We start from the raw sequence: 14,164 nt of genomic DNA on the forward strand, positions 1-14,164 counted from the left end.
ATCATCTTCAAATGCGCAGCGTTACCCGCTAGTCTCGCAAGCATCCATACCGCCGTAGTCTTCCAACCAGAACGAGCCGGCCATGACAGATCTGTCCCGTACGCATGGATTCGCCAGCCAGGCCCTGGGCCTGCTGGACGGGCGTTTCTTCCGGCCGCCCTTGCCGGACGGCCATGTGCCGCGCCTGCGCCTGTGCCAGCGGCTGCAAGCCGGCCTCGGCGGGCGGCTGTTGCTGGTCAATGCTCCGGCGGGTTTCGGCAAAAGCTCCCTGGCCATCGAATTTTGCGAAGCGCTGCCCGAGCACTGGCGTAGCCTGTGGCTGGGCCTGAGCCAACGGGATGCCGACCCTGGCCGCTTCCTCGAACGCCTGCTCGAAGGCCTGCAGCAGTACTGTCCGGCGCTGGGCGGCCAGGCCATGGGCCTGCTGAAAATGCGCCAGCGCCACCAGCCGTTCGCCTTCGAGGAATGGCTCGACGGCCTGCTCGACGAGCTGGCGCTGTACCTGCAAGCCGATACGCCCTTGTTGCTGGTGCTGGACGACTATCACCTGGCCCAGGGGCCGGTGCTCGACCGCTGCCTGCAGTTCTTCCTCAATCACCTGCCCCCCGGCCTGGTGCTGCTGGTCACCAGCCGCCAGCGCCCGGACTGGCACCTGGCGCGCCTGCGCCTGTCGCGGCAACTGGTCGAGCTTAACGAACAGGACTTGCGCCTTACCGCCGAAGAGTCGCTGGCGGTGATCGGTCGCCAACCCACCGGGCTGCGTGGCCAGGCCCTGGACAACCTGATCCAGCGCAGCGACGGTTGGGTGGCCGGGTTGCGTTTCTGGCAACTGGCGGCCAGCGAGTCCGCTGACGAGCAGGCCTTGCCACAGGCCTTGCATGGTGGTGAGGGCTTGATCCGCGACTATCTGCTGGAAGAAGTCATCGACATGCTGCCCGCCGATGTGCAGGCCTTCCTGTACGAAACGGCATGCCAGGAGCGTTTCTGCGCCCCGTTGTGCGATGCCGTGCGCGGCCGCCACGACAGCGCCGCGATCCTGCGCTTCTTGCAGGCGCACCAGGTGTTCCTGGTGCCGCTGGACGAGCATGGCCACTGGTTCCGCTATCACCACCTGTTCTCCGACCTGCTGCGCAGCCGCCAGGCCAGCGAGCCGCTGGCCGGCCTGCAGTTGCGTGCCTGCCGCTGGTTCGAAAGCCAGGGCTTGCTGGACGAAGCGGTGGAGCAGGCGCTGCGGGCCGGTCACCTCGATGTCGCCGCCGACCTGGTGCAGAGCCTGTCCGAGGAGCAACTGCTGGCCGAACAGAACGTCGGCATGTTGCTGCGCTGGAAGATGGACCTGCCCGACAGCCTGCTGATCAGCACGCCGCGGCTCATCGTGCTGTACAGCTGGGCGTTGGGCCTGGCGTGCCAGCTGGACGCGGCCGAGGAGCTGGCGGGTTACCTCAGCCGCTTCCTGCCCGCGCCCTCGGCGACCGCGCAAAAGTCCATGCTGGCCCAGTGGCTGGCGCTGAGTGGTGTGATCGCCCGTGGCCGTGGCGACCGCGAGCGCACCCTGGCCTATTGCGGCGAAGCGCTGCAGAGCCTGCCGAGCAAGCGTTATGGCCAACGCCTGGTGTGCCTGTCGACGCTGTCCAACCTGGCGATTGCCGATGGCGATTTCTGGCGGGCCCGCGGCTGGAACCGTGAGGCCCTGGAGCTGGCCCAGCGCGTTGGCAACCCATTGTTCGAGGCCCTGGCCCACTACGACCGGGCGCGGGTGCTGCATGCCCGTGGCGAGGTGTTGCGCGCACTGGACGAAGCGCGCGAGGGGCTGCAACGCCTGCAAGGGCTGTCGGCACAGCGGCTGTATGCCGTGCGCGCCCGCCTGACGCTTTACGAAGGCTACCTGCTGGTATCGCGCCTGCAGCCGTCCCAGGGCCGTGCCCGCTTGCGTGCGGGGCTGGGCGAGGCGCGGGCCTGCCGCGATATCAGCGTGCTCATCGGCCACTGCGTGATCGCTACGCTCGATGGCCGGGAAGGGCACTTTGCCGAGGCTTTTGCCGAACTGGCCGAGGCCGAGCGGCTGATGCACATCTGGGATGTGCCGCCGGTCTACTACCTGGCCATGATCACCTTGGTCAAATGCGAGTTGTGGCTGGCACAGGGGCGCATCGACCTGGCCGAGTCCTGGCTGCTGCGCCTGGGCCAGACCTATGGCGGCGAGCAACCGGCGGCGGCCCCGGAGTTCCACCCGTTGCTGCCGTTGCACATCGCCTTGCAGCAGGCATCGCTCGAGTGTATCCAGTCGCGTAGCGATGACGCGGCGCAACGCCTGGCCAGCCTGGTCGAGCGCGGCCAGGCCAGTGGCGGCATGATGCTCAGCGTCAGTGCCCTGTGCCAGTGGCTCGGCTTGTTGCTGGGCGAAGGTCGGGAAGAGCAGGCCGCCCAGTTGTTGCCACGGTTGCTGGAGGCAGCCCAAGGCGGCGTGCTGCAACCGTTCCAGCCTTTGCTGGAGCAGCACCCGCAGTGGCTTCTCGAACAGCTGCAGGCAGTTGCCGCCTGCTCGGTGCAGGCCGAGCTGCTCAAGCGCCTGCCACCGCTGCCGAGCACCAGCACCGGCAGCGGCAGCGGCGAAGCCCTGAGTAGCCGCGAGCTGGCCGTGCTCGAGCTGATTGCCCAGGGCTGTTCCAACCAGCAGATCAGCGAGCGGCTGTTCATTTCCCTGCACACGGTGAAAACCCACGCCAGCCATATCAACAGCAAGCTGGGAGTGGAGCGGCGTACCCAGGCGGTGGCCAAGGCCAAGTCCCTGGGAATGCTGGCGTGACAAAAGCCCTGCAGGGCTTAGCTCGCTAAAGTGATGGCGCCAGGCCGTGGTCCGTGGCCGCCAACGCTCTATCCTCATCTTTCCCGACCAGCTGCCGATACAGCTATCGGTGGCATCGCCTCGCGCGATTTTTCAATCATTCCAAGGCAGGTCGTGTTGATGCTGCAGTACGGGCAAAAGAGCTTTCTGATCGTCGACGACTTTACCGACTTTCGCACGTCGACCCGTTCCATGCTGCGCGAGCTGGGCGTACGTGACGTGGACACCGCCGACAGCGGCGAGCAGGCGCTGCGCATGTGCGCGCAAAAGCGCTATGACGTCATCCTGCAGGACTTCCACCTGGGTGACGGCAAGAAGAACGGCCAGCAGGTGCTCGAAGACCTGATCCTCGACAAGCACATCAGCCATGAGTGCATATTCATCATGGTCACGGCCGAGAGCAGCCAGGCCATTGTCCTCAGCGCCATCGAGCACGAGCCTGATGCCTACCTGACCAAGCCGTTCAACCGGGTTGGCCTGGCCCAGCGCGTGGAGAAGCTGTACCAGCGCAAGACCCTGCTCAAGCCGATCCTGCAGGCCCTGGATCGCAATCGACCGGCCGAAGTGCTGGCGGCCTGCGCCGAGCTGTGCAAGCGCGACCCACGCCTGGCCCCGCTGTGCCTGCGCTATCGGGCCGATGCCTTGGGCAACCTCAACCGTTTCGAGGAGCTGGAGAAGTTCCTCAAGGCCATTCTGGCCAGCCGCCCGCAGCCGTGGGTGTACTCGGCGTTGGGCAGCCTGATGCACAAGCGCGGCCAGAATGCCCAGGCCCAGGGCGTGTATGAGCAAGCGCTCAAAGCCTTCCCGATCATGCCAGGCCTGTACGATGGCATGGCCGAGGTGCTGGTGGCCCAAGGCGAAACCAGGCGTGCGCAGAACATGCTTGAAGAAGCCGTGCGCCTGTCGCCGCTGTCGGTGCGCCGGCAGTCGACGCTGGGCAAGCTGGCGTTGGAAAACGAAGACTTCGAGAGTGCCTCGAAAGCGTTCCGCCATGCGGTGAACCAGGGCCAGAGCTCACGCTACAAGGACCCCGAGAACAACCTGGGGCTGGTGCAGGCGCTGATGAGCAGGAATGCCGGCTTTGGCCTGGATGCGCGCACCCGGGTCGAGATCAACAGCACGCTGAGCGAAGTAGCCAAGGAAAACCCCGAGGACCAGGGCCTGCAGGTGCGTGCCCGCATGATGAAGGCCGCCAGCCTGCAGCAGGCCGGCGACCCTGAAACGGCTGCCAAGCTGACCGAACAGGCGATCCAGCGCCTGGACAAGATGAACCAGTTCTTTTCGGTCGATTCGGCCCTGACCGTTGCCGCGCAGTTGCAGGCCATGGGGCAGGAAGCCGCCGCCATCGGCGTGCTGAGGAGCTGTGTGGAAAGTTATGGCGACGACCCCAAGGTCATGGAGAGGGTCGGCAAGCTGACGGACGACCCCAGCGTGCTCAACGCCATTACCGAAGCGGTCACCCTCAATCGCCAGGGTGTGCGCAGTTACCAGGGGGGGCAGCTCGGCGAGGCGTTGCAGCTGTTCCGCAAGGCGCTGGGTTTGCAGCCGAAGAACATCAGCATCGCCCTCAACACTGCCCAGGCGCTGCTGCGCATCGGCGGAGACAGCCCTCAGCCCGCGATCATGCAGGAGTGCCGCGACGCCCTGACCAGCGTGGCCGGCATCCCCGCCAGCGACAACCGCTACGACCGCTATCGCAAACTGCACATCCGAGTGTTCGGCGCATGAATCAAGACAACCAGGGGCTGGATTTTTCCACGGTGATCGCCTCCACCGTGCACGACCTGAAGAATTCCCTGTCGGCGTTGATCCAGTCCCACAACCAGTGGATGCAGCGCTTGCCCGAGGAACTGCGCGGTGGTGCCGAGCAGGGGGTGATGGAGCATGAGTTTCGCCACCTCAATGGCATGCTGGTGCAGTTGCTGGGGTTGTACAAACTGGGTGTGAACCAGTTGCCGGTGTGCCCGGACTACCACGAACTGGACGATTTCATCGAAGCCCAGCTGGCTGCGCACGAGGAAGTGCTCAAGCACAAGGACATCCTTGCCACCTGGCGCATCGACACCGACAACCCGCTGGGCTTCTTCGACCGCGAGCTGGTGGCCTCGGTGATCGCCAACGTGATCACCAACGCCACCCGCTTTGCCGCGCATGCCTTGCTGATCACCATCGAAGAGGCAGACAACCAGCTGGCCATCTGCGTCAACGATGACGGCCCGGGTTATCCACAGCGCATGCTCGAACGCCAGGAAGAATTCATCCAGGGTATCGACTCGACCAGCGGCAGTACCGGCCTGGGCCTGTATTTTGCGGCGCGGATCGCGGCACTGCATGAAAGCGGCGGGGTGCGCGGGCGGATCGAGATCTCCAATGGCGGCGCGCTTGGGGGTGGGTTGTTCAGGTTGTTCTTGCCTTGAGAGAAGCTTGCAGAGCACGGCCCGTATTGACACATCAAGCAACGCTTCCTGCTAGTACAGCGGCGACGCTTCGTCGTGAGTTGTAGGAGCAATCTGATCTAAACCAAACGGGCTTTTGAGCTCTTTTTCATCGGCGTTCACGCTGGTAATTATTCGGTTTTCGATGACTACCAGCAGAGCGGTTATGAAGAGATTTACCCAGAAGTTGAACCACTGCTCACCGATTGAAAGCTTCCGAGCGAATGAGCATCAGAAGAATGCGGGCTTCGGCGCAAACCGTTATGACCTTGCGTCGCTCCTCGGTCAGTGCGACTTCAATGCCCCGCAACCGAAAGACATGCGGGCGTGGGACCGCATGCAACCAGTAGGTTGTGAGTTCTAAATGGACGGAGGCTCCATTTCGAATGTGGGGCTTGCATGAGAAGGCGAATCAGCAAACTCCGATACCAAATATTTCGATCCCAAGCCAGAACCCTCACTCATGAATTGCTGTGTCGGCAGCCAGAACTACTGAGCCGAGATGTCGAGCTGGATCAAGTCCGGATAGAGCCCATAACGCACGAGGCCGTCAGTGCTAGCCTGGAATGGCTGACAAGTGGGTGTATGTTTCCTTGGGAGGAAATTGTCGACTGGAAGGATAGCGATCCCAAAGGGTTCGATCTTGCCATCTGGTTCGGAAGCGAGCTCTGTGGTCTCTGCTATGCAAGCCCTAGAAAGAGTCGCTTATGTATCAAGGTCATTCTGCTCCAAGGTAATCCCAGCAGGTGGCATCCACTCCGGGGAGAGATCGCTGGTTTGGCGCTGACATCGATAGACTTCTACGCTCGCATGTTGGGTTGTCAAGAGATTGAAATACAAGACCCTATTGAGGGCGCAATGTCAGTTTATGAGGCGCTTGGCTTCACCTGGACCGCCGAGGGTCGGCTTGTGATCCAGGTTGATCCCTAATAACATCGATTGCGTCGATCAAGCTTTTGGAGGTAACCATGCGATCCAAAACGAGACAGGTAGAGTTGCTTGCCATTGCAAAATTCGAGGCTGAAGCCAGACGTCTTGGTGGTCGAGTCTCCAGTAACCAGCTCCGGTTCCTGCAGGTCGCGAAGGCGAAGGGGGCAGAGCTTGAGCCCGCAGGCCCTCTGGCAGGAATCCCGTCCTGAACGACAGCACGTCAGGCCCTGGGATATGCGCCTTGCTGCACACTCGTATTAGTCTGAAAACCGGCCTATTGGCCGGTTTTTCGTTTGCCTCAGGGGGCAGCTTGTAATCCCGGCGACCTGCCTGCGCTTGATTGAATAAATAGACTCGACGCTTTTAGCACGCTGCGCTTTCCTCATGAGAACGTCAATGACCCAACCCCCGTCTTCACTCATCCGCGAAACCTTCCCCGTAGGCCCCCTGCAGTGCAACTGCACCCTGATCGGCGACCCGCTTACCAAAAAGGCCATCGTCGTCGACCCGGGCGGTGACCCGGACAAGATCCTTGCTCGCCTGCTGGCCCACGGGCTGACGCTGGTGAGCATCATCCACACTCACGCTCACTTCGATCACTTCCTTGCCTCGGGCAAGCTCAAGGAACTGACCGGCGCAACGCTGCACCTGCACAAGGACGACCAGGCGCTGTGGGACAACCTGGAAATGCAGTGCCAGATGTTCGGCGTGCCCTACACTCCGGTACCTGCGCCAGACCGCTGGCTGGGGGATGACGAGGAGCTGGCCTGCGGTTGTGGCGTGGCCCTGCATACGCCAGGCCACACGCCGGGCTCGATGAGCTTCTGGTTTGCCGATGCCAAGCTGCTGATCGCCGGCGATACCCTGTTCCGCCGAGGCATTGGCCGTACCGATTTGTGGGGTGGCGACCAGGGGCCATCGTCCGTTCGATCAAGGAGCGGCTGTATCGGCTGGACGAGGAGGCCATCGTGGTGACCGGCCACGGGCCTGATACCCGCCTGGGCGACGAAATGCGCGAAAACCCCTTCGTGCGTGCCTGATGGCACATGAAGGCACTTTCATGGAATTTTTTGTTGCCGATGCAATCCAAGGCTGGCATAGATCCCTTTATGATCTGCCGCATTCATGAATTCAGTAGGAGCTTGTCCATGTTCACCATGCGTCGTCTGATTATCGTCGCAACCGCCGCTGCCCTGATGACCGGCTGTGCCGGGCAGAACCCTTATGACAGCCAAGGGCAGGCGCAGGGCTCCACAGGGATGAGCAAGACCGCCAAGTACGGCGGCCTGGGCGCGCTGGCCGGTGCTATCGCCGGTGCCGCCATCGACCACAACAACCGTGGCAAGGGTGCACTGATCGGCGCCGCCGCCGTAGGTGCCGCCGCAGCCGGTTATGGTTACTACGCCGACAAGCAGGAAGCCGAGCTGCGCGCGCAGATGGCCAACACCGGCGTGGAAGTGCAGCGCCAGGGTGACCAGATCAAGCTGATCATGCCGGGCAACATCACTTTCGCCACCGACTCGGCCAACATCGCGCCAAGCTTCTACTCGCCGCTGAACAACCTGGCCGGCTCGTTCAAGCAGTTCAACCAGAACACCATCGAAGTGATCGGTTTCACCGACAGCACTGGCAGCCGCCAGCACAACATGGACCTGTCCCAGCGCCGTGCGCAGGCGGTCAGCACCTACCTGACCTCGCAGGGTGTGGATGCCTCGCGTATCACCGTACGTGGCATGGGCCCGGACCAGCCGATCGCCAGCAACGCCGACGCCAATGGTCGCGCGCAGAACCGTCGGGTGGAAGTGAACCTGAAGCCGATTCCGGGTCAGCAGTATGACCAGCAAGGTCAGGTTCAGCAGTATCCCTGATTGACCGCCGGGGCCGCTTTGCGGCCCTGTGGGAGCGGGCATGCCCGCGAACACCGGCGAAGCCGGTGCCATGCACCACAGTGTCTGCTTCGCGGGCATGCCCGCTCCCACAGGGGCTGCAAAGCAGCCCCAGCTTTTAGCCCGCCACGCTCGCCTGAATCGCTGTCAGGGCAATGGTATGCACGATATCGTCAACCTGAGCCCCGCGCGGCAAGTCGTTCACCGGCTTGCGCAACCCTTGCAGCATCGGCCCCAGGCTGACCCCGTCGGTGCTGCGTTGCACCGCCTTGTGGGTCGTGTTGCCGGTATTCAGGTCAGGGAACACGAATACCGTCGCCCGCCCGGCTACCGGGCTGCCCGGCGCCAGTTCCCGTGCAATCGCCGGGTTGGCCGCTGCGTCATACTGCAACGGTCCGTCGATCAGCAGCTCCTGCGCCGCGCCCTGTGCCAGGCGGGTCGCTTCGCGCACTTTCTCGACTTCCTCGTCGCTGGCCGAATCGCTTGAATAACTGATCATCGCCACCCGTGGCGCGATGCCGAAGGCCTGCGCCGATTCGGCACTCTGCCGGGCTATTTCGGCCAGTTCGACAGCACTTGGGTGCGGGTTCATCACGCAGTCGCCGTACACCAGCACCTGCTCGGGGAACAGCATGAAGAACACCGACGACACCAGGCTCGAACCCGGTGCGGTCTTGATCAGCTGCAGGGCCGGGCGGATGGTGTTGGCGGTGGAGTGCACCAGGCCCGAGACCAGGCCGTCCACTTCGTCCAGGGCCAGCATCATGGTACCGATCACCACCGGGTCTTCCAGTTGCTGCTCGGCCATTGGTGCATTGAGGTTCTTGCTCTTGCGCAGCTCGACCATCGGTTCCACATAGCGCCCGCGAATCACCTCGGGGTCGAGGACTTCCAGGCCCGGCGGCAAGGTGATGCCCTGGGCGCGCGCCACGGCATCTACATCCTCGGGCTTGGCCAGCAGCACGCAGCGGGCAATGCCGCGGGCCTGGCAAATGGCCGCAGCCTGCACCAGCAGCGGCTCGGCGCCTTCCGGCAGGACGATGCGCTTGTTGGCCTGCTGCGCCCGCTGGATCAGCTGGTAGCGGAACACTGCCGGCGACAGGCGCAGTTCGCGCGGGGTACCGCAACGCTGGTGCAGCCAGGCGGCATCGAGGTGGCTGGCGACGAAGTCGGTGATGAATTCGGCGCGCTCGCGGTCGTCTACCGGGATTTCGCGATTAAGCGAGTTGAGCTGGTTGGCGGTATCGTACGAGCCGGTACTGACCGACAGGATCGGCAGGCCGGCCTGCAGGGCGCCGCGGCACAAGCCCAGGATGCGTGGGTCTGGCTTGCCGTCGCTGGTCAGCAGCAGGCCGGCCAGCGGTACACCGTTGATTGCCGCCAGGCTGACGGCGAGGATGATGTCGTCGCGGTCGCCCGGGGTCACCACCAGGGTACCCGAGGTAAGCAGAGGCACCGTGTTGGCCACGGTGCGCGCGCAGATGATGATCTTGCTCATGCGCCGCTGCTCGTAGTCACCGGCATTGAGCACCTGGGCACCCAGCAGGTCGGCCACGTCGCGGGTGCGCGGGGCGTTCAGTTCGGGCTGGTAGGGGATGCAGCCCAGCAGGCGGAAGTCGTTGCCGCGCAGCAGCGGCGAGTGCTCGCGCAGGCGGGTGGAAAAGTCCGCCATGCTTTCGTCGGTGCGCACCTTGTTGAGGATTACCCCGAGCACCTTCGGGTCGCGCGGGCCGCCGAACAGCTGGGCCTGCAGTTCGACCCGGCCGGACAACTCGCTGAGCACTTCGTTTTCCGGTGCAGATACCAGTATCACCTCGGCATCCAGGCTCTTGGCCAGGTGCAGGTTGACCCGCGCCGCATAGCTGGCGTGGCGCGTGGGCACCATGCCCTCGACCACCACCACGTCGTTGCCGATGCAGGCTTGCTGGTACAGGCGGATGATTTCTTCGAGCAACTCGTCCAGCTGGCCATCGCCGAGCATGCGCTCGACATGGGCCAGGCTCAGCGGCACCGGGGGCTTGATGCCGTGGGTGCGGGCGACCAGCTCGGTGGAGCGTTCGGGGCCGGTGTCACCCGGGTGGGGCTGGGCGATCGGCTTGAAGAAGCCGACCTTCAGCCCGGCGCGCTCCAGGGTGCGCACCAGGCCCAGACTGATGGAGGTCAGGCCGACACCGAAATCGGTCGGCGCAATGAAAAATGTCTGCATGCGTGCTTCTCGAAATAAGCGGTGCAAGAAATTAACGGCCAAGGGTAGCGCTATCGGCCCCTTGTGCGCACCAGCCGCAAGCGAAAGGCTGGCCGATGCGTTGCGCGCGCTGGGCCGGGTCGAGCACCCAGGGGCGTGCCTGCCACGGCGGCTGGTGGCGCAGGTGCTGGGTGTGGCCGCAGGACAGTTCGGCCACCCAGTGGCCCTCTTCGTCCTGGTGGAAGCCGGTGATCCGACTGATGGGCCGTTGCTCGTCCGCAGTGCGTTCGCAATCGGGCGATGGCTTGGTTACACTTGTCCGCTCTACATACTTTTGCAAAAGGTCTTGCCCCATGCTGATCGCCGCCAACAAGGCTGTCTCCATCGACTATACCCTGACCAACGACGCCGGGGAGACCATCGACAGCTCCGCCGGCGGTGCACCGCTGGTTTACCTGCACGGTGCCGGCAACATCATCCCGGGCCTGGAAAAAGCCCTGGAAGGCAAGCAGGCCGGTGACGAGCTGAACGTTTCCATCGAGCCGGAAGATGCCTACGGCGAGTACCTGGCCGAGCTGGTCAGCACCCTGAACCGCAGCCTGTTCGAAGGTGTCGACGAGCTGGAAGTGGGCATGCAGTTCCACGCTTCGGCGCCGGATGGCCAGATGCAGATCGTCACCATCCGCGACATCGACGGCGACGACGTGACTGTCGACGGCAATCACCCGCTGGCCGGCCAGCGCCTGACCTTCCAGGTCAAGGTAGTCAACGTGCGTGATGCCAGCGACGAAGAAATCGCTCACCGCCACATCCACGGTGAAGGTGGCCATCACCACTGATTTTCTGCGCTAAGCTCAGAAAGTCGCCAGGCGCTCGGGCAAGCCGATTTGCCTTCCTACGGGAGGTGGACGGTTTGGACGAGCGCCTTTTTAGTGGGCGGAATTCACCTGCGCGGCAACCGGGAACCTGAGAGGGGATTCATCATGAGTGCATTTCACGACCTGAAACTGGACGCGTTGAACGGCGGGGAGCTGCCCCTCGCACCGTTCAAGGGCCAAGTGGTGCTGGTGGTCAACGTTGCCTCCAAGTGTGGTCTCACGCCGCAATACAAGGCCCTGGAGAACCTCTACCAGGTTTACAAGGACAAGGGCTTCAACGTGCTTGGCCTGCCGTGCAACCAGTTTGCCGGCCAGGAGCCTGGCAGCGAAAAGGAAATCCAGGAGTTTTGCAGCCTCAACTACGGGGTGAGCTTCCCGCTGGGTGGCAAGCTGGAGGTCAACGGGCCGCAGCGCCACTCGCTGTACCGCCTGCTGGCGGGTGAGGGGGCGGAGTTCCCGGGGGACATTACCTGGAACTTCGAGAAGTTCCTGGTAGGCAAGGACGGGCGGGTACTGGCGCGTTTTTCGCCGCGCACGGCACCGGATGATCCAGCGGTGGTACAGGCTATCGAGAAGGCATTGACCTGATTATCCCTGGCCGCTTTGCGGCCCATCGCCGGCAAGCCAGCTCCCACAGGTACAGCGTCAGGCTCAAGGTTCCTGCGATCCCTGTGGGAGCTGGCTTGCCGGCGATGGGCGCGAAGCGCCCTGGCGATCGCTCAGCCGCGAGGTGCTGTCGAGCCAGGCTTGATCACCAGCGTAGCGCTCTTGGTTTTTTCAACAGCTGAGCCGGTTTGCCGACAGGCACTGAACAGATACCCCTCGAACTGCTCGACAATCGCCGGCCAGCCCTGGCGGCTGGCATGCTTTCTCGCATTCAGGCGAACCCGCCGTAAGGTCTCTTCTTCCTCCAGCAACCAGCAGGCTGCATCGATGAAAGCCGCCTGATCCCCCGGCATGGCCAGCGCACCGCTATGGCCATGGCGAATATGCTGCGCGGCGGCCGCCTCGTCATAGGCGACCACCGCCAACCCCGAGGCCATGGCTTCGAGCACCACATTGCCAAAGGTTTCGGTCAGGCTCGGAAACAGGAACAGGTCACCGCTGGCATAGTGTTCGGCCAGCACCTCGCCTCGCTGGGCGCCGCAGAACACGGCATTCGGTACCTGCTGTTCGAGAGCGGCACGCTGCGGGCCGTCACCCACCATGATCAGGCGCAGGCGTTTGTGTGGATAAGTTTTCTGCAGGGCCTCCAGGCTTGGCCGCAGCAAACCCAGGTTCTTTTCTGCCGCCAGCCGCCCGACATGCAGCACGGCGATGTCGTCAGGGCCGAGCCCCCAGCTTTCCCGTAATGCGGGGCTGCGCCGGGCCGGGTTGAACAGGCAGGCATCGACCCCCCGGGCCAGTAGCTCCAGGCGTTCGAAACCGCGACGTTCTAGCTCCAGGCGCTGACTGAGGCTGGGTACCAGGGTGGTCGCCGTGCGCCGATGGAACCAGCGCAGGTAGTTGGTGAGCAGGCGCGTCAGCAGGCCCAGCCCGTACTGGCCGGAATACTGCGGGAAGTTGGTGTGGAAGCCGCTGACCACCGCTACCCCCAGGCGCCGGGCCGCGCGCAGTGCGCTGAGCCCAAGCGGCCCCTCGGTGGCGATGTACAGCACATCCGGGCGCTGCCGTCGCCAGCGGCGCAACAGCTTGTGCATCGACACCTCGCCCCATTGCAAGCCCGGGTAACCAGGCAGGGGCCAGCCACGGCACAGCATCAGGTTCGGGTCGTTGTGCAGTGGTGCTTCACCGGCCTGGCGCGGGCGCACCACTTCGATCTCATGGCCGCGTTGGCGCAACCCTTCGCTGAGCCGGCCAAGGGTATTGGCCACGCCGTTGATCTCGGGTGGGAAGGTTTCGCTGACCAGGGTAATGCGTAGGGCGGGTGTATTCATGACAAAAAGTGTCCGCCTGCTGGATTGCGCCAATGTGACTGCCATGTGACGTACAGATGACGCCTGATCGCCGACGCTTTTCGCCTTGTGAATTTTTCCTTGCAAGGGTGCTCAAGAGGGGGCACCGGCAGCCGATGAAGATGCATTCGACGATGCGCTCCAGGAGAGCGGTGATGTTCAACAACAAGCTCAAGCAAGAAATCCGGCAGTTGCGCGAAGACCTGATGTCCATCGAACAGGTCAAGAGTAGCCTCGACAGCGAGATGCTGGTACTGCAACTCGACCCCCAGGGGCGGATCGAGATGGTCAACGGCAACTTCGAGAGCGAGATGCTCTACCGTGCCGAACAATTGCTTGGGCGCAACATCGAGGACATCGTCCCCGCCCATGTGAAGACGCTGGATTTCTACCAGCGCATGAAAGGCGCGATCAGCCGCGGTGAACACCTGAACGGTGCATTCCGCCTGCTGCGCGGCAATGGCCAGGAGGCCTGGTTACGGTCGATCCTGCAGCCGGTCAAGAACAGCGAGGGGCGCATCAAGTATTTCACGCTGCACTCCAGCGACCTTACCCGCACCATCGAGACCTCCCGCGAGCACGAAAGCCTGATCAAGGCGCTGATGCGCTCCACCGCCGTGATCGAGTTCGATCTCGATGGCACCGTGCTTACCGCCAACGAACGCTTCCTGGCCACCGTCGGTTACAGCCTGGAGCAGATCCGTGGCAAGCATCACCGCATGTTCTGCGAGCCGGAGGAGGCCAACTCGGCCGGCTATCAGGCGTTCTGGGACAAGCTGCGCCGTGGCGAGTACGTTGCCGACCGCTTCAAGCGTATCGATGCCCATGGCCGGGTGGTCTGGCTGGAGGCTTCGTACAACCCCATCTTCGATGCCCATGACGTGCTGTACAAGGTGGTCAAATTCGCTACCGTCATCACCGAGCAGGTCAACCAGGAGCAGGCGGTGGCCGAGGCTGCGGATGTTGCCTACAACACCTCGCTGGGTACCGATGCCAGCGCCCGCAAGGCCACCGATGTGGTCACCCAGAGCGTCAGCGTGATGCGCGGGC

General features: G+C 63.4%; 9 protein-coding genes and 2 pseudogenes. 8 read left to right on the top strand and 3 right to left on the bottom strand.

Features of this window, described 5'->3' with window-relative positions; genetic code table 11:
- Nucleotides 1–82 precede the first annotated feature (82 nt).
- The 5 genes and pseudogenes from B2790_RS11125 to B2790_RS11145 all read left to right on the top strand — a co-directional run bounded on the left by B2790_RS11125 (nt 83) and on the right by B2790_RS11145 (nt 8,078).
- Nucleotides 83–2,806, top strand: coding sequence for a LuxR C-terminal-related transcriptional regulator (locus B2790_RS11125; RefSeq protein WP_286918855.1), 2,724 nt, complete (start codon nt 83–85; stop codon nt 2,804–2,806).
- 159 nt (nt 2,807–2,965) lie between these two features.
- Nucleotides 2,966–4,573: a tetratricopeptide repeat-containing response regulator gene (locus tag B2790_RS11130; RefSeq protein ID WP_137162998.1), complete on the top strand. Its 1,608-nt coding sequence runs from the start codon at nt 2,966–2,968 to the stop codon at nt 4,571–4,573.
- Nucleotides 4,570–5,262: a sensor histidine kinase gene (locus B2790_RS11135; protein ID WP_025337711.1), complete on the top strand. Its 693-nt coding sequence runs from the start codon at nt 4,570–4,572 to the stop codon at nt 5,260–5,262. Before B2790_RS11130 ends, B2790_RS11135 begins: the two co-directional genes overlap by 4 nt.
- Before the next feature lie 1,344 nt (nt 5,263–6,606).
- Nucleotides 6,607–7,250 (top strand): annotated as a pseudogene (locus B2790_RS11140) (MBL fold metallo-hydrolase).
- A gap of 108 nt (nt 7,251–7,358) precedes the next feature.
- Entirely contained in the window at nt 7,359–8,078 is a 720-nt protein-coding gene (locus B2790_RS11145; RefSeq protein ID WP_286918856.1) for an OmpA family protein, read from the top strand.
- Between the two features lie 136 nt (nt 8,079–8,214).
- Here the strand turns inward: B2790_RS11145 and pta are convergent, their stop codons facing one another.
- Nucleotides 8,215–10,302 carry a phosphate acetyltransferase gene (gene pta / locus B2790_RS11150; protein WP_274396478.1) on the bottom strand — a complete coding sequence of 696 codons (2,088 nt, stop codon included), beginning with the start codon at nt 10,300–10,302 and terminating at the stop codon, nt 8,215–8,217.
- A 31-nt stretch (nt 10,303–10,333) separates the two neighbouring features.
- The gene (locus B2790_RS11155; protein WP_015268965.1) at nt 10,334–10,636 is read right to left on the bottom strand and encodes a DUF3565 domain-containing protein; all 303 of its coding nucleotides are present in this window, start codon (nt 10,634–10,636) and stop codon (nt 10,334–10,336) included.
- Here B2790_RS11155 and B2790_RS11160 point away from each other — a divergent pair.
- Nucleotides 10,635–11,120, top strand: coding sequence for an FKBP-type peptidyl-prolyl cis-trans isomerase (locus tag B2790_RS11160; RefSeq protein ID WP_003259610.1), 486 nt, complete (start codon nt 10,635–10,637; stop codon nt 11,118–11,120). The two genes, B2790_RS11155 and B2790_RS11160, sit on opposite strands and share 2 nt — an antisense overlap.
- A 144-nt stretch (nt 11,121–11,264) precedes the next feature.
- Nucleotides 11,265–11,747, top strand: a complete 483-nt coding sequence (locus B2790_RS11165) for a glutathione peroxidase (RefSeq protein WP_274396480.1) — start codon at nt 11,265–11,267, stop codon at nt 11,745–11,747.
- Nucleotides 11,748–11,878: 131 nt separating this feature from the next.
- Here B2790_RS11165 and B2790_RS11170 read toward each other — a convergent pair whose 3' ends face one another.
- On the bottom strand, nt 11,879–13,096 hold the full coding sequence (locus B2790_RS11170) for a glycosyltransferase family 4 protein (protein ID WP_286918857.1): 1,218 nt from the start codon (nt 13,094–13,096) through the stop codon (nt 11,879–11,881).
- Nucleotides 13,097–13,398: 302 nt separating this feature from the next.
- Between B2790_RS11170 and B2790_RS24995 the strand changes: the two are divergent.
- A pseudogene (locus B2790_RS24995) lies at nt 13,399–13,998 on the top strand (PAS domain-containing protein); the annotation flags it as partial.
- Nucleotides 13,999–14,164: the final 166 nt, after the last annotated feature.

Origin of the sequence: Pseudomonas sp. UBA6753, from assembly GCF_002453565.1 — a bacterium.
GTDB lineage: Bacteria > Pseudomonadota > Gammaproteobacteria > Pseudomonadales > Pseudomonadaceae > Aquipseudomonas > Aquipseudomonas putida_Z.